The 19125-nt window shown below is 42.4% G+C and carries 27 protein-coding genes; 1 reads left to right on the top strand and 26 read right to left on the bottom strand.

The window, feature by feature from the left end; genetic code table 11:
• Positions 1-252: 252 nt before the first annotated feature.
• Genes ACM6JA_RS23325 through ACM6JA_RS23340 form a run of 4 tightly spaced genes read right to left on the bottom strand, consistent with a single transcriptional unit; the run spans position 253 to position 2864 of the window.
• Positions 253-480 (bottom strand): hypothetical protein, encoded by a 228-nt coding sequence (locus tag ACM6JA_RS23325; protein ID WP_414854280.1) that lies wholly within the window; start codon positions 478-480, stop codon positions 253-255.
• Between the two features lie 40 nt (positions 481-520).
• Positions 521-907 carry a hypothetical protein gene (locus ACM6JA_RS23330; protein ID WP_414854281.1) on the bottom strand — a complete coding sequence of 129 codons (387 nt, stop codon included), beginning with the start codon at positions 905-907 and terminating at the stop codon, positions 521-523.
• 40 nt (positions 908-947) lie between these two features.
• Positions 948-2564: a DNA cytosine methyltransferase gene (locus tag ACM6JA_RS23335; RefSeq protein ID WP_414854282.1), complete on the bottom strand. Its 1617-nt coding sequence runs from the start codon at positions 2562-2564 to the stop codon at positions 948-950.
• Positions 2565-2591: 27 nt separating this feature from the next.
• Positions 2592-2864, bottom strand: a complete 273-nt coding sequence (locus tag ACM6JA_RS23340; RefSeq protein ID WP_414854283.1) for a DNA-entry nuclease — start codon at positions 2862-2864, stop codon at positions 2592-2594.
• 227 nt (positions 2865-3091) lie between these two features.
• Between ACM6JA_RS23340 and ACM6JA_RS23345 the strand changes: the two genes are divergently transcribed.
• On the top strand, positions 3092-3271 hold the full coding sequence (locus ACM6JA_RS23345; RefSeq protein ID WP_414854284.1) for a hypothetical protein: 180 nt from the start codon (positions 3092-3094) through the stop codon (positions 3269-3271).
• Positions 3272-3279: 8 nt separating this feature from the next.
• Here the strand turns inward: ACM6JA_RS23345 and ACM6JA_RS23350 are convergent, their stop codons facing one another.
• The 22 genes from ACM6JA_RS23350 to ACM6JA_RS23455 form a co-directional block, all read right to left on the bottom strand.
• On the bottom strand, positions 3280-3489 hold the full coding sequence (locus ACM6JA_RS23350) for a hypothetical protein (protein WP_414854285.1): 210 nt from the start codon (positions 3487-3489) through the stop codon (positions 3280-3282).
• Complete coding sequence (locus ACM6JA_RS23355; protein WP_414854286.1) at positions 3489-4658, bottom strand: hypothetical protein; 1170 nt, start codon at positions 4656-4658, stop codon at positions 3489-3491. Before ACM6JA_RS23355 ends, ACM6JA_RS23350 begins: the two co-directional genes overlap by 1 nt.
• A gap of 106 nt (positions 4659-4764) precedes the next feature.
• Entirely contained in the window at positions 4765-4998 is a 234-nt protein-coding gene (locus ACM6JA_RS23360; RefSeq protein WP_414854287.1) for a hypothetical protein, read from the bottom strand.
• 11 nt (positions 4999-5009) lie between these two features.
• Positions 5010-5246, bottom strand: a complete 237-nt coding sequence (locus ACM6JA_RS23365) for a hypothetical protein (RefSeq protein ID WP_414854288.1) — start codon at positions 5244-5246, stop codon at positions 5010-5012.
• Between the two features lie 565 nt (positions 5247-5811).
• Positions 5812-6177, bottom strand: a complete 366-nt coding sequence (locus ACM6JA_RS23370; protein ID WP_414854289.1) for a hypothetical protein — start codon at positions 6175-6177, stop codon at positions 5812-5814.
• A 16-nt stretch (positions 6178-6193) separates the two neighbouring features.
• Positions 6194-6835 carry a RadC family protein gene (gene radC, locus ACM6JA_RS23375; protein WP_414854290.1) on the bottom strand — a complete coding sequence of 214 codons (642 nt, stop codon included), beginning with the start codon at positions 6833-6835 and terminating at the stop codon, positions 6194-6196.
• The gene (locus tag ACM6JA_RS23380) at positions 6832-7020 is read right to left on the bottom strand and encodes a hypothetical protein (RefSeq protein WP_414854291.1); all 189 of its coding nucleotides are present in this window, start codon (positions 7018-7020) and stop codon (positions 6832-6834) included. The genes radC and ACM6JA_RS23380 overlap by 4 nt, the downstream gene beginning before the upstream one ends.
• A 20-nt stretch (positions 7021-7040) precedes the next feature.
• The gene (locus ACM6JA_RS23385) at positions 7041-7424 is read right to left on the bottom strand and encodes a hypothetical protein (RefSeq protein ID WP_414854292.1); all 384 of its coding nucleotides are present in this window, start codon (positions 7422-7424) and stop codon (positions 7041-7043) included.
• 69 nt (positions 7425-7493) lie between these two features.
• On the bottom strand, positions 7494-7646 hold the full coding sequence (locus tag ACM6JA_RS23390; protein ID WP_414854293.1) for a hypothetical protein: 153 nt from the start codon (positions 7644-7646) through the stop codon (positions 7494-7496).
• Positions 7647-7659: 13 nt separating this feature from the next.
• On the bottom strand, positions 7660-8025 hold the full coding sequence (locus tag ACM6JA_RS23395) for a hypothetical protein (RefSeq protein WP_414854294.1): 366 nt from the start codon (positions 8023-8025) through the stop codon (positions 7660-7662).
• Positions 8026-8037: 12 nt separating this feature from the next.
• Entirely contained in the window at positions 8038-8760 is a 723-nt protein-coding gene (locus tag ACM6JA_RS23400) for a PD-(D/E)XK nuclease family protein (protein WP_414854295.1), read from the bottom strand.
• Entirely contained in the window at positions 8735-9067 is a 333-nt protein-coding gene (locus ACM6JA_RS23405) for a hypothetical protein (protein ID WP_414854296.1), read from the bottom strand. Before ACM6JA_RS23405 ends, ACM6JA_RS23400 begins: the two co-directional genes overlap by 26 nt.
• Positions 9068-9156: 89 nt before the next feature.
• Positions 9157-9801 (bottom strand): hypothetical protein, encoded by a 645-nt coding sequence (locus tag ACM6JA_RS23410; protein ID WP_414854297.1) that lies wholly within the window; start codon positions 9799-9801, stop codon positions 9157-9159.
• A 70-nt stretch (positions 9802-9871) separates the two neighbouring features.
• A complete protein-coding gene (gene ssb / locus ACM6JA_RS23415) occupies positions 9872-10459 on the bottom strand; it encodes a single-stranded DNA-binding protein (protein WP_414854298.1) in 588 nt (195 codons plus the stop codon).
• A 110-nt stretch (positions 10460-10569) separates the two neighbouring features.
• On the bottom strand, positions 10570-11247 hold the full coding sequence (locus ACM6JA_RS23420; RefSeq protein WP_414854299.1) for a hypothetical protein: 678 nt from the start codon (positions 11245-11247) through the stop codon (positions 10570-10572).
• Positions 11228-11545: a hypothetical protein gene (locus tag ACM6JA_RS23425; RefSeq protein ID WP_414854300.1), complete on the bottom strand. Its 318-nt coding sequence runs from the start codon at positions 11543-11545 to the stop codon at positions 11228-11230. The genes ACM6JA_RS23420 and ACM6JA_RS23425 overlap by 20 nt, the downstream gene beginning before the upstream one ends.
• Before the next feature lie 12 nt (positions 11546-11557).
• Entirely contained in the window at positions 11558-12658 is a 1101-nt protein-coding gene (locus ACM6JA_RS23430; RefSeq protein ID WP_414854301.1) for a hypothetical protein, read from the bottom strand.
• A 53-nt stretch (positions 12659-12711) separates the two neighbouring features.
• Positions 12712-12849, bottom strand: coding sequence for a hypothetical protein (locus tag ACM6JA_RS23435; RefSeq protein ID WP_414854302.1), 138 nt, complete (start codon positions 12847-12849; stop codon positions 12712-12714).
• A gap of 571 nt (positions 12850-13420) precedes the next feature.
• A complete protein-coding gene (locus tag ACM6JA_RS23440) occupies positions 13421-13645 on the bottom strand; it encodes a helix-turn-helix domain-containing protein (protein ID WP_414854303.1) in 225 nt (74 codons plus the stop codon).
• Between the two features lie 136 nt (positions 13646-13781).
• Positions 13782-16031 carry an ATP-binding protein gene (locus ACM6JA_RS23445; protein WP_414854304.1) on the bottom strand — a complete coding sequence of 750 codons (2250 nt, stop codon included), beginning with the start codon at positions 16029-16031 and terminating at the stop codon, positions 13782-13784.
• A 1089-nt stretch (positions 16032-17120) separates the two neighbouring features.
• Positions 17121-17999 carry a PhzF family phenazine biosynthesis protein gene (locus ACM6JA_RS23450; RefSeq protein WP_414854305.1) on the bottom strand — a complete coding sequence of 293 codons (879 nt, stop codon included), beginning with the start codon at positions 17997-17999 and terminating at the stop codon, positions 17121-17123.
• Between the two features lie 70 nt (positions 18000-18069).
• Positions 18070-19032, bottom strand: a complete 963-nt coding sequence (locus ACM6JA_RS23455) for a hypothetical protein (protein ID WP_414854306.1) — start codon at positions 19030-19032, stop codon at positions 18070-18072.
• Between the last annotated feature and the right edge of the window lie 93 nt (positions 19033-19125).

Genomic DNA, 19125 nt, shown 5'->3' on the forward strand with positions numbered 1-19125 from the left:
GATTGAAATTACCTAAATACACTTCCATCAACGTTCGAATATCGTGTACCGACAGGATTTACACGGAGAGGCGAGCGTGATAGGCTAATGTGCCAGGCGAATCCATTACTGGGATTACCCGGTTTGCGCTCAAATCACGCTCGTAGAGGCTCCGTGTCAATCCGGCTATCATGTTGGTACACTATATGTAACCCCTACAGCCTGTAAGGATGACAGGTGTTTCGTGACAAGTTAATATAATACACATTTTGTTTAATCGCCGTATTCCTTGATCAGTATTCCGTCCTTATCAAAATATTTGGTCCGCCACCAAGGATGTACATTCTCGGAATGCTTCTTCCCATCAAAACGGACATTAATGTTTCCGCTGCGGTTGCCAGCTGTGACAACTCCCATCAGCCCATCTACTTGAACCCGCATTCCTCTTTTGAGAAAAGGCATGTTCCTTCTCTCTTTGACATACGACAAAGGTACTGGCATTTCGTTCACTCCTCATCTCCGTGAGCAATTTGTAAAATAACTAGCTCCATATCCGATGGACTTCTTCTACCTGTTCGAACCCGTCATGGTCGGTAATGATCCAATCCACGTCATCAGGTACCTCAACGATCCTCAATTTAGATGTTAAGGTGTTTGCGTTAGGTCCTAGCTCTTCAATCACTGCTAATATATCAGGATGAGTTCGAAGCTCTTTATTACTTCGATCAGCAGTAAAGTTGTAATGACTATGATCAAGCATTGGTCGAAACCTCTCATCACCTGATTTATCAATTAATTCTGCGGTAGGGTCAACTGGTTCAAAATCGTCATTATAAACTGTTACTCTCCATCCACGCTTGATGAGTTCCAAAAACCCTTTATTTGATAAACAAAATCCCCCATAGCATCGATTAATAGCTATTTTCATTTCATATCCCTCCTATTTGTCATTTTGAACATTGTGTGTCCTAAACCGTCAGAGCCATTTGTCCGATAGGCTGCTTGTAGCGCTCGAATGCTGCGGCGTTTCCTGATCCGGTACAATGCTCTGGCAAGTTCGCCCTGACCAATGCTTCCGCGAATGGCGGTGGGACTGCATTGCCACACCGTGCAACCTGTTCTTTTTTGTTTTGTTTGTTTCCCATAGCATCCTGATCAATGATGTACTCAGGTGGAAATCCTTGGGCCGCAAATAACTCATGTGGTTCCAGCATTCGCATCCCGATATCAACGATTTGATAATCTTCACCATGTACAGTTACAAGACCAAAGCGATCCTTCGTTGTGACTGTATGCAGAGGGTCCGTACAACTTTGCCCTACATCTGAGCCATAATATTTCATCAAGAACGCCCTTACCTCACCAACGTGACCACCGCCAGCTGTAAGTGCTGGAATTGGTTCTGTTACCTCTTGTCCGAACATGTTTTTTCGTAAAATCAGTAGATTGCTAGTGACCAAAGCGTACCGATTAGATGTATCTAAGGTCATTATTGGCTTATCAATTGTTTGCCCGCGTACTTCATGATTAGCAGTTTCGCTATGATATTGAGCCAAGAATGCGGTAACTAGTGCGAAATGTCCGCCTTTCACTTCCGCACAGATCGTACGAAGGGGGTCTCCTACCGACATATTTCGTTGACTGCTACCGTTAGCATGTTCAGTAATAAAGGCTGCCTTGTCGCTGATCACAAAAGGATCGTTGGACTCAATTACATAACGTTGTATGCCTTTTGCGATCCGACGTAATGTTTTCTCAGCAAGAGGTCGTTTCACTCTAATACCGTACTTTTTCTTAATTTGCTCGGCAGAATCGAAAATGCTAGGGCATGGAATCGACCAATCAATAATTTCCGCTGCCGTCCGCCACGGCTTTAATCTACCAGCCTGTACCTCCAAGCTCTTTGGATCACCATGTGAAGGTTTCGGCCAGACAATCGGCTTACCATCGCATCTTGCTATCAAGAAGAACCTTTTCCGAATTGTGGGCGCACCATAATCGCAAGCTCGTATTTCTCTCCATTCGACCTGATAACCTTGCTCACGCAGGGACCGAACAAATGCTCGGAAGGTTTTCCCTTTTCTCTTCGGATCAGCTACCAACCACTGATCTTTCAGCTTGACTACCTCTCCAGGTTCTGCCACTGTTCCGTCAAGCTTTATAACTCTTCCAGTTTTCTTGTCCCTCTTTGCAACAAGTGGTCCCCAGCCTCTGAACTCTTCAACATTCTCCATGATCTGAACACGGGGTCTAACTGTCCCACCCCAACGCACGAGATTCCACGCTAATCCCCGAATATTTTTGTCCTTTGGTTTTCCTCCACTTGCTTTGCTATGGTGGGTACAATCTGGGCTTTGCCAACACAACGCAACTGGCCTCCCTTTTGTCGCTTTGCGGGGGTCTACATTCCAAACTGATTCCTGGTAATGTTCTGTTTCAGGATGATTAGCTGTGTGCATTGCAATTGCAGCTGGGTCATGATTGATTGCAATGTCTACGCTTCGACCAGTTGCCAGCTCGACTCCATTACTGGCCCCGCCGCCGCCCGCGAAATTATCGACGAAGATTTCCTTTGCATACGGCACTTTCAGCACTCCTTTCTGGATACTCCGTCAAACGTAATAGTCCAAATTTTTGTAGTAAGGAAGTCTGCCTGCCTTCTGTAGTTCCAGGTACTTTTTTTGAACAGTTAGCTCCGGTCGACCAAGTGCCATCGACATCGCTCTACGCCCATCGTGTTTATAAAACTTGGCAAGGTAACAAAGTTCCTCTTCATCAAATCGTTTGCCGTGGTTATCGTGATAGTCTGGATGAAATTTCATACGACCAAGGTTATCGAAATCGAGTACCTCCACCTGAAGCCCAGCGATGCTAATTAAAATCATGGAGTTATCCCCCTGTTTTACATATGACTAGTACCTTCCAAACCACACGGTGTCATTAAACTATGTATTATTGATTTTAGTACATAAAACATGTACTAGTCAAACAATTTACTGAATTCATGAATTTTTTGGGGCTTAGATGAGTTCGGGCTCTTGTTATAGGTATAGGCTTAATAGATTTCGGCGAATCTAAGACTAAAAAGGGAATAGAAACGGAAGGGGATAGGATGAAAAAGGAGAGCAAAAAGGTAATTGATTTGTACTCAGCTCCTAGAGTTTATCGACCTGAGTCAGTTCAGCAACGAATGGAGAGGGAAAGGAAGAGTATTGAAAAGGCAAACAACGAACTGCTGCAAAGACTTATAGAAGCAAGAAGAAAATTAAGCAATAAAAAAGACAGGGACTGAGCCCTGTCTTAGCTTTTTACGAGACTATTTCTTAAACTACGCAAACGCTCAATTCGTTCACGGTTTTGTTCTTCAATCATGGACTTCTCTTCAGCCATTCCTTCTCGAAGAGAACGAGGGCGATAAATGTTAACCGGACCAACGCTGTTATCATTCGTAATCGCAATTTCAGAGATCGCTTGACGAATTTCTTTCAACGCTGCTTGTTTGTCCTTCATTACATATCCCTCCCAGTTGTGCCCGTGTTTGTTAGACCGTTGTGACTGTCGGAATCATGTCCACCGTCAATTACATGCGTCTTCAAAAGCCAGCAATAGGCTCTAATAAGCTCTAGCAACTCTTGTGAATCTATTATAACATTTCCAAACAGAAATTCTAATGCTTTTTCATCACTGTCGTTTACATGAAGATTCATCACCCAAATCGTTTGATCGGGCATAACCATTCTGTACGAAAAAATTGTTCTATTACGACTTATTTTTTGGTAGAGTACTGGTTCCGAATGAGTCAATACTTGAACGCTTGCATATTCAGTATGTTCTTCCAAACGTATCTCCTCTAATGCATTCGCACCAGTTCCCCTATCCGCAATTAATTCCAATCGATCGTCATCAACCAGTTTATAGAGGGTGTAGGGGCAAAAGAAATCTAGGTCATTTCTTCCAAACCGGTTATTTGTGAACCTTTCGACATTTGTTTTTGCTTTACTAAGAAGACCTAGAAGATAAAGACTTACTTTATGCTTTTGATCTAATAACTTTTCGTTCTCTTTTACCAGATGACGTAATCCAATATCAAATTCATCTAAGAGCCTCTCGTACTCCGTTTTTGTTTTATCCCATTCTATGCGGGCGTAATATAATTCTGCATAACCACCTTTACTTAAAAACAGGTTTTGAAAGCCTTTAAAGGAAAAGCGACTTCGATTATTTTGCAGGAATGGATCAAACGCTCGATACTCAGCTTTTCGGAGAATTTGATAAACCCCAATATGAAAATGCGAGCTGTCCGGATTTGCCATTACAAAGAAGTGAAAAGCTGTTGTAAAGAGATACCAGGCGATAAGGATGATGAGTAGTAACGCATAGTTGATGTTTTGAACGCCGACAAGGTTTCCAAGTTTATTGATCAACAATTCGCTATTCCACCCAAACCAAGTCATCGCAGCTGCCAGTGGTCCTGTTGTCATCACTGGAAGAATCTCAAATTTCTTCGTTTTTAGAAAACCAAATATTGTTTTAAATTCTAAGATAGGACCTTTGAACAACGCTCCCCAAGGGGAAACCCCTCTTGCTGCATCATATGCTGTCTGTAATTTTTCAAGGAAAGGATCTGTACTTTTGATTAGATCAGCAAGATCCTGCTCAAAATTTCTATTATCTGACATAAAACCCCTCCACTTGTATAATAACCTTTTTCACAAGAGCTGAGTATAAATAAGAGAGTGCTTTAGCACTCTTTTCCGTTTACTAGGTGAGTATCCCCCCAGAAAATTACTCTGCTATTGTAACCCTCTCCTGAAGGTGAGAGATTCTTAGACGCGTAAACGGTATCTCATGTTTCGCTAGAGACCGGATGATCTTTTTACTTGTCCCATCGGTTCCAAAAACACCGAAACCATCCACGTATAATTTTTGGCAAGCTAGATAGAGATCATAAGGGACTTGCTCAAGCAATTGTGTGAATTTTTCGTGGAAATCAATGTCTGGCAAACTTGATTTTCCCATGATATTCCCTCCTAAATAGCTCGATCGTATTTAGTATTTTGGATTTCATGGAGAAGGGTAAAAAGGCTCACACCGGAGACATCCCCAAGCACAAGCATCCGTTCAACTTTCTCCCGATCTCCCATTGCCAACAAGATCATTTGCTGGTAGGTAAATGGTTGATGGTGTCGGCTTATGTAACAGATGCCTTCGTGTTTTTCAAAGGCATCCCAGTTTACATAGCCTTCTGGATACAAAATATTGTCCATTCGCACTTTTACTCGATGCGTTTTGCATTCTGGGCAGAGATGGTCTTCTATTGGAATACAAAAGGTTATTTGACATTCAAAGCAGTCAATGAGTTTTAGTTCTTCCATGAAGTTGCCCGGCCTATATACAGGGAAGCCCCCGCAGTATAAGCGAGGGCTTCCCCCTTTCGTTTATAGTGTTTTAAACAATGGGTCTGTGGACAATCATGCCATTTTCCATGTGATAATACTCAAAGAAATGGCTATCTCCGCAATCACTAACATGGCCGCACTGTCGACATTTCACAAAGAGATATAACCCGAAGTCATGGAAACAAAAGGTGCCAAGCAAGGATACACGCTGGCTTTCGCATTCTAAACAATCTGGTTGAATAACCATACTTGCATCAAGGCAGAAATCTTTGTTTTCAAATGTAGGCAGCGTTTGGTTACCCATTTGTATATTAGTGGATTGATCCAATATTAAAGCAAACCACGCAGGCAATATACTGTTCTCCATTTTCTCTCCCTACCCGGCACCGGCAACTTGAGCTAGTGGCCATAAACATTTAGTCCTTAATCATGCTTACTCGTGCGAAGGGTCATGTACATACTTTTCGATTTCTTGATCGTATATCTTAAGCATCGCAGCAGAATTATTCATGATGTTTTGATTCATTAAATTAAATTGATGCTCCACTGGATAGTCTCTCTGACAAAAATCATCTATAGATGCGCCAGCATTATACCCTTCAGTAAGGGCTTGTCTGCTTTCATGAAGCTTGTATTCATATATGGATCTCATTGTGAGAAGTGACTTGAAATATTTATCGTCCATATGAACAGCATGTTTCTGGGCATCGTCTTGAGAAATGAATGTAAAGAAATCATCATCTGAAAACGTAGAATCCATGTCCATTTTAAATTGATTTAATAGCGCTTCATTTTTCATATAAATCTCTCCAATCTTATAATTGACGATCTTCTTTAAAGCTGTAGTAACGTCCATCACCAATAATCACATGGTCCAGTAATGGTATATCCATTATGTCTCCAGCTTTTTTAAGGTAATTGGTTATCTCTTTGTCTATCGAAGAAGGTGCTTCATTACCAGAAGGATGGTTATGAACGCAAACGATATATGCTGCACTTCTACGGACAGCCTCTTTAAATATTTCTCGTGGATGAACAATTGAACTATCTAAAGTACCAATAAACACTGTGCTCTTCCCGATTACCTCAAGTTGGGTATTGGTATAGAGGCAGACAAAGTGTTCTTGATCAAGGTATCGCAGTTCATCCATCATGTAATTGGCAATAGCAGATGGAGAAAGGAGTTTAACTTTTTCGCATGGAATACGCTGAAATCTCTTAGCTAGTGCAAAGGCAGCCATAATTCTCTCAGCGGATGATTGAGGGATTTCTCCTACAGCCATCAATTCCTGAAGAGAGAGGGTAGATAGCTCTTTTGCTCCATAACTAGCCAGCCTCCCTGTGCATTCCGGTGTAGCTTTTGGGCCAATCAATACTGCTAAGAGATTCAACATATCAACATTATCCATGGCGAAAATCATAGATTCTTTAGCTCTTTGTACAAAGGAATTTTTCATCTTTTCTCCCGTGCTAAAGACTTTGTAATTTTTCTTGCCTGTTCTTTAACCATTCTAGGCTGTTGTCTTAGCAAGCTTGCACCGCAATGAGCAACCTTCCTAATCCATGCAGCGTTTACGTTAACTTCTTGATCAGACATTTCACCGATGCGGTAAAGGTTTTTCACTACCTCTCCACGTTTCATGCTATTTCCTCCCCAAAAGACTAATTTTCACCTTTGGCTTCAATAGCCAAACTAGGCGGATTGTTGAATATCTCTACGATCATGACCTCTGTATAATCCCAGAAAACAAATGTATGGGATTGATCAGGGTGTTTCTTGACTTCAGATCGTTTAGCCGTATATTCAACAGGGTCTTTTAAACAAAACTCCATTTGTATGCCATCCTCGAGGTTTAATGCAGCAATAGCAAACGGGACCTGGAGTATGGCGCCTAGTTGTTCTGCTTGAGCAAGGATAAATTTAAGGAGGCAGTGAAATTTCAAGTCGTCTTGTAAATCGCCGATTTTACTAAGATCAAATTGTATTAATTCCTTTGTGGAAAGAGTGATAGAAACCAAATTTGGTTTGATTACCCGAATGTTCACTTTTATTCCCTCCAGGTATTGTTATAAAAAAATAAGAAAGAGGCTCTTCTAAGAGCCCCTTCCTATCTTTTAAGCCGGAAGCTTACGCAACTCTTGGCGAGTATAGCGTTTTAGCATCTCGGTCTTTTTCGTATAATCTGCACTTAACAAAAGGCTGGCTACAATGGCATGATACCCACCACGCTCGATCATAGTGGCCAAATACTTATGCTTGGCATTCAATGGTGTAGCCCCCTTATTTACTTTTACGGGAATCAAAAGTTTTTCCGATTTCTACTCGATTTCCGTATTGAGCAAGTTTTTCATCATTCCACTTTAATTTCTTCAATGCAGTTGCGTCCGGTTTCAAATACTCGAAAGGATTCGCCCCTGTCTCAATAAAGAAGTCTTGCATCATCTTTTTGAGTTTCTCAGGGTCAAATTGCCACGATGTACGAGCATAGAAATCAAATGTTACTTCTCCGGTATTCAAGGCCCCATTCTTCTCCACGTACTCCTTCAGCTGTTCTTTCATTTGCTTGAGAGCAGCTTCAGTACGAGTAATTTCTTTAGCCAGTGCTACTGCCTGTTGATATTCCAGTTCTTGAATTGACAATGCCATTTGGCATTCCTCCTATTGTTTAAAGGTTTGATAGCACTCCAAGGCAAATGGACAATCTTTGCACCGATTGGAGGTTTTGGCAGGATAGACTTCTTTGAATCTGTCCGGAAACAGTTCCAAAAGAAACTTCGCTTGTTCAATCTTCATCGCAATTTCATAGGCCCATTTGCGACCAACCTCTGCTAACGAGTGATTAAACACCTCAGATACCCATCTTTTAAACCGTAAGAAATATAGGGAACCTTTGATGAATGGAATCTCTCTTTGCTTTAAAATAGCCCAGGCATATAACGGCATCTGCATGGTATCCCAAATACCATAAGGTACTCTGTTCGTTTTCCAATCAACAAAGGAGTTTTCCGTTTCAAGATCAATGTATCCTTGAATTTTGGGGCTGGAAGGTGAATCGGACAGAGGTAATAAGAAGTGTCCTTCTGTTTTTCCCATACCGTTGTATACGGGCGCACTCCGGATTAACCAGACGAGATCCGTTCGGCTTATAGGATGGAAGTCAGCTTCTATGAACCCCTCTATGACCGCTTCCTCAATGGAACAACCCGTGTTGATTCTACATTCAATCCCCTTATGAGTCGCTTTACCCAACGCTAATGGCAGTGTGACTGGTTCATCACGCCTTTTTACGTATTTCAAGTAAAAACGAAAAGGGCATTGTTCAAATAGGGATAGCCTGCTAAATGAGTAGATCATGCTACCACTGGCCGCACAATCGGTCATAATCAGCTTTGGCCAAGCATTCAACCTCTGCCAAGATCGGCTCTGGAATGTCAAAGAATGTGGCAAGTTGTTTATGTCCCGATTCGTGCAAATTCCACATTGCTTCAAAGTACCAGGACCGAATGGTAACCAATACATCTTGGTACGTGGTTCCCTCATTGTATTTGAAATAAAAAGGAGTCTGGTTTCCGATATGGACTTTTTCAGGACCAGTATCGGTAGGATTGTATTTCCATTTCCGAAGGCTGGATGTGTGAAAAAAGCCTTCGCCCTTCATTACACTTTTAGTTGGGTCAAAGTCAGTCATGGACATCACCTTTAATTCCTGGATTTATACAAAAAGTCCCCGACTAAAGTAGGCTTAGTAAGGGATTTCAAGGCAAATAGTATTAAGTCTTACAGGCACCAATATGCAAAGTAAACCACGGCATATTTCTTTTCATCCGTGATATAGAATACATAGTTTTTCTTAGCCTTGCTGCCAGCAGTTGTACCATATGTGTCACAATCCTCACTGTAGCAATTGAGCTCAACTTCCTCGTTGGCACTAATGTATTCTCCTGCATAGCAATGCTGCACTTTTATATCCTCTGGTTTGTCAAAGGTTTTGGTAGAATACTCTTCCCCCTCTTCGTGGTCACCCAATTCCTTATCCAGTTCAATCAGACGGATAATGGCACTCCAGTCGGATATGGAAATTTCGTAGGCTTCGATGTCCTCCCACCATTCAGTGAGGTGACCCATGTTAATGCAAACGGTATGTTTGTCAGTTAACTGTCGACGAAGCACATCTGTTAAATAAACTTCCCCCTCGAACAAGGTACCTCGCAAGATTTCCTCGGCTCTTAGTTCCTGTTCCGACCAATCTGGGAACTCATCACCAGGGTCATACAACAAGTCTGATGCCTTATTGTTGTCAATTTCCTTTTGATCAACGATAAGCGGCTCACTGATAACATTATCGGATTCAGTAGTTTTTGTTCTACTGATTAAGGGGCTGACCAGCTTTAAAATGACGTTTGTTATTTGACCAAATATCATAGAGTCCTCCTGAAATAAAAGGCACATGGTGTTTATCCATGTGCCTTTTTAATCTCCATCTAAGTGGCTTTTATTTTTCGAATGGATCGTTGGTAGGTCCCGGGAATCCAAGTCCAGCAAACGGATCAGTTGAGTCCCCTAGTCCTGCGAATGGATCGCTGAATGAGTCACTCGTTGGTGCTTGATTCCCCAAGCCAGCAAATGGATCTTGAACACCTTGATCGTTACCCATACCGATACCACCAAATGGATCGGCCATAGAGGATATGTTCATGCCAGCAAATGGATCGAATGCTCCATGTGCAGATTCTAGACCCTCTTTAACTCCCTCATGGTTTTGGTTAGTACCAGTTCCTTGTGAATGCGTAAGGAAGTCGATATCTAATGCGAGGATTTTTGTAGCTACTCGAGGTTTGCCTTCTCTATCGTTGTATTTTTCCTGTATCAGTCGTCCTGTTACAGCTACTTTCGTCCCCTTCTGGCAATACTTCGAAGTATTCTCCGCAAGCTTTTCCCATGCTTGTACAGAGAAATAGAAAGGATCGCTATGTCCAGATTCAACAGCGATGTCAAAATTGAGTACAGATTTTTGAGTCGTGTTGGTCTTGGAAAGCTCAGGATCTTTGGTAAGACGACCGAGGATATTGATAGAATTCATGTTTATCTCCTTTTGCGCTCATATACAGAGCGACCGACGATATTTGGTCCTGTCGGTGGGACATTTTTTATCGCGTTAGCTGATTCAAGCCTTACCTGCAGTTACATAAATCAACCAGCAGTAGGCTCGACTCGGTCCTGCTCATTTACAGGAAGCAAGGAATCTTGTTGCGTCAGACTCAACGCATAATGTTTAGATTCGATTGCCCATTGTGGCCACTTTGGTTGAGAAAACAGTTGCAGCAGCTCGTTAAGAAGAGGTTCTCCCAGTTCAGCTTCACGTTCTTGGACATAAGCCATCCCTTTTGGGCTTTGGTTTTCAAAAATGGCAACCAACAAGATGGTAAAAGCCTTTCGCTTTTCCACTTTGACAAACTCTTGCCATTCGAGCCAAACCCAATCGCGAGTTCGCTTGTAGTAATCTGTATTCCGCTTTTTCATGTCCATCCAATTTGGTTTCTGTTTAAATCCGATCAACTGAAGTTGCGCAGCTGTAAGCCTTTCTGCTGGATGAATTGTACGCCGAGGCTTTACTCGATATTTGTCAGTAATCTCTGATTCAGGAATGCCGGTCAAGAGAGATTCAAGGCGGCAAACACCGCCCTTTTCTCCACAATGCCAGCAACGGAAAACATTGTCTCGTTGGTTAAGCGACAAATAAAACTTTCCTTTCTTTCCCTCATCGGCTCGACAAAATGGACATTTCCCCAGCACTTCTTTGCTCGTAGCCTTTGGAGGTAGCAAGGTCAGGTTGTGCTGGTTAGCGATGTCAATAATACTTGGCAACATCCATACCAGCCCCCTTTCCTGTAATCTGCTTCCACGTAGGCTGTAGAACAATCTGCTTTTGTACGCTGATAACTTCTCTTGATGGCATCCAAGGGTAGTTCTCCCAAGGATTTAGGATCTTCCAAAAACCAATTGCTTGCTCAATATGTGAGCAACTGGATTTGAAACGTTGGGCTGGACACGCATGTTCCACGATTAATTTATTGGTTTCGGCACTAACTCTCACTAAGTACATGCCACCACCACTTTTTGAAGGAAGAGCGACAATGATCGCCTTTCCATCTGTAAAAGCGATCACTGATTATTCCTCCTAACAAATAACCGAAGTCAAGAAACGGAATCCATTTTGATCGACAAATGTCGCTGCAAATGGTACACCGTCTTGTATTTTCTTCGCCTCATTCACTTGGTCAGTACCCAATGCAAAGGCATCGACCAAATTTCCGGTTGGTTGATGAACCACCAAAATTTTAACGTATGGAGTACCATCTGGACGTTGACCTGGTTCAAGTTTTTTGGCCAAGTAAGGCTTCTCTACGACTTGTGATTGATTTGTTTGGGCTGGCTGATCTTGAACCGCCTTAATGGCTTCTAAACCACCTGCAATTGCATGTTTTCCTTCCCAATTGAAAACCAAGAAGTGATAGGCATGACCTTCCATTTTATTGAGGAGATCAATGACTGGATGATCAACTGGAATCAACACTTGTAGGCCCCCTTCAAGTTGAATGAAGAAAGCTTCTGCTTCATTGACTTTAAAGTCCGCACCAATCAATCCAACCACTTTCCCTGTAACTGCATAAGGTTTAGTCGGATCTGGTGAGTTTGCATTCCTTTGAGCAGCAGCATTTGATTGCTCAGGTGTTGGTTGACTGGTTTTCTGAGTAGAAACATTGGCTTGATCTCCCATCACAACGTGTGCTTCAGGGATAGTATCAACCTCTGTTTCATCAAGCCAACCAAGTCCAGCAATAGAAAGGGTCACACGACGTTTCGCTTTCGTTTCAGCTTTCATCATGGCATTGCCTAGGGCCTCGCCTCTTAGATTTGTAATATTGACAGCTCCAATTGATTCATCGGTCCTGCCATCTTTTGAAGTAGCTTTTGCAGATACCACAAACAGATCACCAATCTTGTCCCGTGACGCAATGACGATGCTAATCCCGTGCATTTTACGGAGTTGATCGGTACAATCGCGTTTTGCATACAACGTCAATTTCCCATTTAGCTGGATGTAATCAAATGGTTTGGTAAAGGGATTTAATCCAACGCTGTCACAAACCGCTTTGTAATACAACACACGATCTTGAGGATTCAATATAGATAAGTCCCCGTTAATCAGTACTTTTTCCATCATCTGAGCCTGTTCAGGCGCAAGATTCATTTTGTCTACCAGTTCTAGCTGGGTCATAATGTGAACCCCTCCTTTTAATATAAAAAAAGACGAATTAGGATTCGTCTCGTTTAATAAGGGAAGCTGCGATACACACGCTCACCACCTATATAGAATGACAAACGACATTCTCCATTTAGGTAGATTTCACGAATGACCATTGCTTTTTGTCCGTTGTATTCAACGAAGCCTTTCCCTACTTGTTTCATATGAACCTCCTACACTCAACTTCGAGCCAGTGGCTCGATCAGATGAGCCACCGTTTAGGCCTAGTGGAAGGCAAATTTTTTAGGTAAATATATATAAAAAAAGCCCTCCTATTCCTTTTAAAAGGCGTAGAAAGGGCTTTTAATGGCATATTCTGTTCCGGTATGGAAGAAATTCAAACACCACATAGGTGTTGTTTTACGAAATCCACTCCAAACCTACTTGGACACAGTGAATGGGTGGCTTAGGCACACGTCTTTCCAGCTCGCAATTGCGGGGAATATCGCGGCAAAGTGTAGATAATAGGCCCAATTCATCCTGCTCATGCTACTAATGGGAGCATGGGGATCATAAGAGCATAGTTTACTACTCATGCTTTGGTTGTCACATGAGGTTGCAAGGACGTCCCCTGGACGTTAACTTGGCTTTGCATCGTTTCAAACAGATGTGTCAGTCTGTTCATATACGAGGTTGCAAAGGCTAATTTTGATGCTTTGATATTACCATGATCTCATTATAAAAGCAACGAAGTTCATAAAGTATCGACTAGCTCATGCAATGTTATTGAGAGACTTATTCCGATAGATTATTCTCATCTTTCTTAGCTCTCCAATTTTTGGGGTGTCCAGGTTGACCAGGATTTGATTGATTCTTATCCAGAATCCAGGTTTTACCCTTCTTAACGGCTTTACCCTCGAATTGGAGTTTTAATCTGCATAAATCTTTGATATAGGACGGTTGAAGCCCCCAAAGCTTGGAGGCTTCATCAACGTCCATTATATGTTCAAGCGGATTCATCCGATTGGAGGATTCTTCCTTACTCTTACTGTACTCATGCTCATGGGGATTCATTGTATCACCTTTACTTTTGTCTTGACCCCAATATAAGCGATATCGCGTAAGGTGTCCATAAGAGCAGACTCATGATTGCCTCTTACCGAGCCTTGATAATCTCGCTTGCCATTTCATTGACCGGAGCATCCCATCTACGGAGCGGATTATTCGCCAACTTGGTACTCACTTTGTCACGAATTCCTAGCTTGCCAAGTTCAATTTGATTTCTTGCCTTCATCATTTCAACTTCAACTTGTTTTTCGTAGAGATTCTGCTCCAATATGTCATTCATCACCCGAGAACGAATGGCTTTTTCAGCGCTTTCCTCGAATGTTCTGGCAAGCACATCCTCGGTAGGGATCACCTTTCCGACCCCATGTTCCTCCATTTTATCTTCTAGCCATTCAATGAATTCCGGTGTTGTCATGGCATTTAGTTCAACGCGATTTGATTGCAACCACTCTGACCAACGCCACGAAACATAATCAGCGACTGGACGGCGTCTATCACTTTCAAACGTCTCAATTTGCAATCCCATGTCTACTGCTTCCTCCGGATCAAGGCCAAGATTAATGACTTTAACCTTTCTTCCAGGACGGGCACTTGTGGCTTCTTGTAGTGTCTCAAATATTTTTGTTCCAGCTGCATCTGCATCGTGTACGCAAAAGAACTGGATTTCTTCGTCGGTTTCACCTAGAAGATCAAATAAGTCCTTAACAGCCCTCGACGCATATCCCTTGGAAGAGAGCAAGGCGCAATCATACTTTTCTGGGAACCCGACATCCCGCAAGCTGGCAAAATACCCCTCCTTCTCAATGAAGATGATTTTATTGAAGGTCCAGCTCGGTCGATTATAGTTTTGTACCGCAATGGTTCCAAGTGGGATTTCTTCACCAGTATGTGGATGATAAAGCGTTCCGCGCGGATCTCGATACATTCCAGTTATTTCCCCAAATTCTGCTTCATAGTCAGTGATGATCTGGCAAAAGTATGTATAGTTTGGCTGTTTCCCATCAAAAGCCTGCATGATGTAGGGGCGAATGGCATAATACAGCTGTCGTTGGCTGAATATGAATTTCCCTCCACCACTAGTCTTGGCAATAGCTGCCGGCAAGTTTTCCAAGACGATTTGTTTTTCGTTGCGTCCTCCGGATTGATCAATTTGATTCACTTTCCGCGCTTTTGATACTGCTCGTTTGATAGCATCTTCGATGATCTCGGACATCGGGCGAAAGTCAGGGGCCTTTCCATCACTTGTTATCGGCATATACGGTGTAATAATGTTCACGTAGAAATGCGCTGGTCTACACTTTACGTCGATGTACAATCCACCGCCCCAGATGGTCGTTGAAGCCTGTTTAGTTGAGATATTAACATCGGCAGTTACCGGAGACTTATTAACGCAAATGGTCAGCGACGAATTCAATTTAGAGGGTTCGCCTTTCTTGATTCCGACCCAAGCCTCCACAACGATCGGGATTTCCGCTTTGCATTCGCCGCGTGAGGAACGGATCGTAAACTCGCCAAGTTTTTTACAGTGCTCAACGTCAGAGAAAGAATCCCCAACCTCACCTAGAGATTTAGGAGAAGTCGGCTTAATTGTATCGCGCAAAAGCTTCAGCAAGTGTTCTGCTGCTGTAAAGGAGAATTGTTTCGTTTGCATTAATCCCCAGGTATTTTCAATATTAAGACGATCTACGATCTCGGTAGCCTTCTTTTTTCCGCAAAAAAGTGACACGAAATCTTCCGTTGGCATATTGGCCGCATTGACCAACTCGTAAAATGCTTCTGATGTATACCAATACGGTGATGACTTTCCGGAATACATTGTTCCTTTTCTTGAAAACTGAATCGCTAATTTTCCCCAATGGAGCGTATCTTCATCCACTGGCATACCAAGCTTAACAAGGATGGATGTCCCTTTTTGGTCATTAGAACCTATAAATTCGGCCTTACTTGTACCGTCATCCTGCGGCAATATTCTATAGGTCGAACCTCTGGATGTAACGGTAAGACTACCTCCTGTAGCAATGACGGCACCAGTTACAACGCGCAAACCGTTTCCGAGAGCGCCGCGACTTGGGAGTCGGAGTAGTTTTGAAGAAATCATAGGGCGATTGATAGAAAAGTATTCTTGTATCCATTCTGGGTCAATACCAGGTCCGTCATCCGCGACGATGAAACTATTACTATCAACAAGTTCAAGCTGGCAATCACCTGTAGCGTCCAAAGCATTGTCAACTAGTTCTTTAACTACTAATAACGGAATGAATTGACGATGAACCCCCGCCTTTTGGCAAAGCGTCTCGATATTACGAAACAACTTCCAATCCTCACGTACTAATTGCATATGAAGCCCCCTTTGAATAGAGAGAGTAGAGTTCTTAGTTACTAAAACCATGCGCGATATAGGGTAAATAACATACATAAGCGATACCGCTTATTAAAAATATCATAAGCGTTATCGCTAGTCAATGAGATACAATCAATATTATTAATATTTTCATTATCATTTGTCTTTTTGTTAATGTTGTTATTAATATTCATGTCATATTTTTTCATATATATTATGTAACTCAACCAGCAATGCTATGGAATGTTTACAATCTACAATCAGAAGAAAAATATATTTAAAACTGGTTACTTTAAGAGAGGAATTATGCCGCACTTCCAACCAAGAGTACAGAAAAAAGGAGCCAATATTAGGCTGTTTTCATGATATTAATTAAAGGGATACCGCCAACAAAATGCGGATTTTGTACGCTAAGCCCTGGATGACATAAATAACGCCGGTATCCTGTACGTTAAGGATTACCGGCTTTATTAATTGGGGGACTCTTTTTGGGCAACGGCAGAGATACGTGTAAAAAATGCCTGGCGTATAAAAGAAACACGCTGACGGTTTCTAACAACCTTAAAGCAAAGGAGAATAAGGTTAGCAAAAGTCGAAGAGAATAAGAATATTGTGTTGCAAAACCTAAATTGTGAGGTAGAAAGTATGGAATGTCCCGTTTGCAGGCGAGAAATAACAGAAGATGATTTTATGTCCATAAGGATCAAAAATGACGAAATGGAAGTTCAAGTCCACTTCGACTGTTTCTTTAAAGACATACCGGAAAGACCATCATTAGAACGAAATGAATTAACGAAAAAACGAAGAGATGAAATATTTCAGTTGGTTAAGAAAAAACAATTGTAGGATATCAAGTAACCTAGGATGTCTTTCGTAAGGGACGGGGCGAACCGACAATCGGAGCTTAGCGTACAAAATCCGCACTTTGTTGGCGGTATCCCTTAAAGGATTTAGGTACAAAGCAAACCCCGGTATCCGTTAGCTCAATGCAACTACGGGTCGTAGCGACCTTCAGCCTCGCCAGTAGCAGAATAAGCCCGTTGCTCCGTAAGGTACAGTAGCAGCAAACAGCCTGTTTGATTTCACTTATATCGTGATATGTCTTCGTTCAATGCCAACCACTGCACCGCCAACCCGAACCTGGTTGATTTCACCGCTCTCGCTCAGGCGCAATCCTACCTTAATTTCAGAAGGACAATCCATCGAATACCCTTGCCTGAACATGACGTGCTCCACTTCCCGCAAAGATAGTTGGCCATGTTGGTACAAATAGCTGAGCAGGGCACCGTTGGATGTTCCTGTCGCGCTCTCCTCGGGTATATCGTACAGCGGCGCAAAATTCCGACATTCCGCAGCAGCATCGTCTGGAGTATCCATCGTGAACAGATGATATCCAACCACATCATATTTTTCGCTGATGGCGGTTATGGCGTCAAAATTTGGCTGAACTTCATTCAAGAGCTTCCTGCTGCGGATCGGGATCAAAATGTCCCGCAGCCCCGTCGAAACAATCTGGATGGGCAACCCGGTTTCCAGATCCTCGACATCCATCCCCAAAGATGGGGCGATTTCCTCACAGGATATCCTTTCAAGAAATTGTGGTAAGGCTTGTGACAAATAAACAAGACCCTCAGAGCTAATATCGACATCCAAAATTCCTGCCTTGGTTTCTATCTTATAGGAGGTCCCTTCCATTGCCAAACCCAGCGAATGCATTAGTCCAAATGCTGCAATCGTGGCATGTCCGCACAGATCAACTTCGCTGGCGGGGGTGAAATAGCGGATTTTGTAATCCGCAAGCAGGGATTTTTCCATAAAGGCCGTCTCCGAAAAGCCCAATTCCTTCGCTATAAGCTGCATTTCGGCAGCATACAGCAAAAGGCCACCCTCCAAGACAACGCCTGCTGGATTACCGCCACGCTCCCCTTTCGCAAACGCATTTAACGTGTACACTTCCACATTCAAGTTCCGCTCGTCCTCTCCTTATCTTCAAAAACCAATGTATTTCAAAACAGCGAAAAGCAACGATCTCGAACTAATCAAGTAAAGTAAAATGTAAATTAACCAATATCTCTCGTAAATTGATGGACTCATGTTCGGCAAAAGCCTTAAGGTATTGTAATAACCCCCACTGGACACTTGCCGGTTGAATGTAAATATGAGGTGGAAACTCTTCACTATCAATTGAACCAAAGCCATGCTTATCCAATATAACCATTTGATTTATGACTTGAGGAATTGTCATGCTCAATGAATTTTCTACCTCTTGGCATGAAACGCGCATCATATGGTCACGATAAGCTGGCCCTGCGAGTTCTACTAAAGCGGCGAAGAATTTACGCGAAGGCAGGTTTAATTTAGCTAACGATTTATAGAACTCTGTGATTTCGTTAAGTGATTCTTGATACTGCTCAGGTGTCAATTCTCCCCAGTTAAGTACCTGCATAAAACGTGCACATGTATTTGGTTGAGCTCCGCCACCCGTATTAAGAGTAAATGATTGACTTTGAACGTTTGTCTTAGGTGTCGGGTGACTTACTAGATTTAAGTGGCGATGGCGTAAGTCTTGGAACCTTTCGTCAAGCAGTTTTGAGATTGCCGAATTGGTATAGTATTCAAACGCGATTCCATTTGCAGAACAGAGTTCTTTACATTCATTAATCTCGTCAGGATGAGGATCAAAACGTAGAAAAGCTATACATAAAGCACCGTTCGTCTCGCCCTTTTCTATTAGTTTTTCCACACTCTTAATGATGTCTTCCTTCACTTTTCCCTTCCCAGAATCACCAGTTGCTTGGATGTATACATATGACCCATCTTTTCGTTCACACCAGGCATCAGGTGTACCTTTACGAGTCTGAAAGGTTCCTTCTACAATTCCATTATGTGAAACAGGGCCCCAATCCTTGTATAATCTAGGTAGAAGGTCCACTGCAAGGCGTTGAATCTGCCCTGCATTTAAACTTTTTAAAAGAATCTCTGTATGATTGGCAGTCATTTCATTAACTCCCCCATTAGTATGTATCGAAATTAAATCGGAATGGCAGCTTCGTTTTTATGGAAGATCCCTCACAGCAAATGAAACAGCGGC

The organism is Brevibacillus sp. IT-7CA2 (assembly GCF_949767855.1).
Taxonomy (GTDB): Bacteria; Bacillota; Bacilli; order Brevibacillales; family Brevibacillaceae; genus Brevibacillus.

Coding starts and splice junctions, on each gene's coding strand:
- ACM6JA_RS23420 (WP_414854299.1), bottom strand. CDS start 11,247: ATGTTGCCAAGTATTATTGACATCGCTAACCAGCACAACCTGACCTTG.
- ACM6JA_RS23410 (WP_414854297.1), bottom strand. CDS start 9,801: ATGATATTTGGTCAAATAACAAACGTCATTTTAAAGCTGGTCAGCCCC.
- ACM6JA_RS23380 (WP_414854291.1), bottom strand. CDS start 7,020: ATGAAACGTGGAGAGGTAGTGAAAAACCTTTACCGCATCGGTGAAATG.
- ACM6JA_RS23455 (WP_414854306.1), bottom strand. CDS start 19,032: ATGACTGCCAATCATACAGAGATTCTTTTAAAAAGTTTAAATGCAGGG.
- ssb (WP_414854298.1), bottom strand. CDS start 10,459: ATGAATTCTATCAATATCCTCGGTCGTCTTACCAAAGATCCTGAGCTT.
- radC (WP_414854290.1), bottom strand. CDS start 6,835: ATGAAAAATTCCTTTGTACAAAGAGCTAAAGAATCTATGATTTTCGCC.
- ACM6JA_RS23350 (WP_414854285.1), bottom strand. CDS start 3,489: ATGAAGGACAAACAAGCAGCGTTGAAAGAAATTCGTCAAGCGATCTCT.
- ACM6JA_RS23325 (WP_414854280.1), bottom strand. CDS start 480: ATGCCAGTACCTTTGTCGTATGTCAAAGAGAGAAGGAACATGCCTTTT.
- ACM6JA_RS23365 (WP_414854288.1), bottom strand. CDS start 5,246: ATGGACAATATTTTGTATCCAGAAGGCTATGTAAACTGGGATGCCTTT.
- ACM6JA_RS23355 (WP_414854286.1), bottom strand. CDS start 4,658: ATGTCAGATAATAGAAATTTTGAGCAGGATCTTGCTGATCTAATCAAA.
- ACM6JA_RS23360 (WP_414854287.1), bottom strand. CDS start 4,998: ATGGGAAAATCAAGTTTGCCAGACATTGATTTCCACGAAAAATTCACA.
- ACM6JA_RS23430 (WP_414854301.1), bottom strand. CDS start 12,658: ATGACCCAGCTAGAACTGGTAGACAAAATGAATCTTGCGCCTGAACAG.
- ACM6JA_RS23370 (WP_414854289.1), bottom strand. CDS start 6,177: ATGAAAAATGAAGCGCTATTAAATCAATTTAAAATGGACATGGATTCT.
- ACM6JA_RS23395 (WP_414854294.1), bottom strand. CDS start 8,025: ATGGCATTGTCAATTCAAGAACTGGAATATCAACAGGCAGTAGCACTG.
- ACM6JA_RS23405 (WP_414854296.1), bottom strand. CDS start 9,067: ATGACTGACTTTGACCCAACTAAAAGTGTAATGAAGGGCGAAGGCTTT.
- ACM6JA_RS23440 (WP_414854303.1), bottom strand. CDS start 13,645: ATGAATCCGCTTGAACATATAATGGACGTTGATGAAGCCTCCAAGCTT.
- ACM6JA_RS23400 (WP_414854295.1), bottom strand. CDS start 8,760: ATGACCGATTGTGCGGCCAGTGGTAGCATGATCTACTCATTTAGCAGG.
- ACM6JA_RS23435 (WP_414854302.1), bottom strand. CDS start 12,849: ATGAAACAAGTAGGGAAAGGCTTCGTTGAATACAACGGACAAAAAGCA.
- ACM6JA_RS23330 (WP_414854281.1), bottom strand. CDS start 907: ATGAAAATAGCTATTAATCGATGCTATGGGGGATTTTGTTTATCAAAT.
- ACM6JA_RS23445 (WP_414854304.1), bottom strand. CDS start 16,031: ATGCAATTAGTACGTGAGGATTGGAAGTTGTTTCGTAATATCGAGACG.
- ACM6JA_RS23345 (WP_414854284.1), top strand. CDS start 3,092: ATGAAAAAGGAGAGCAAAAAGGTAATTGATTTGTACTCAGCTCCTAGA.
- ACM6JA_RS23340 (WP_414854283.1), bottom strand. CDS start 2,864: ATGATTTTAATTAGCATCGCTGGGCTTCAGGTGGAGGTACTCGATTTC.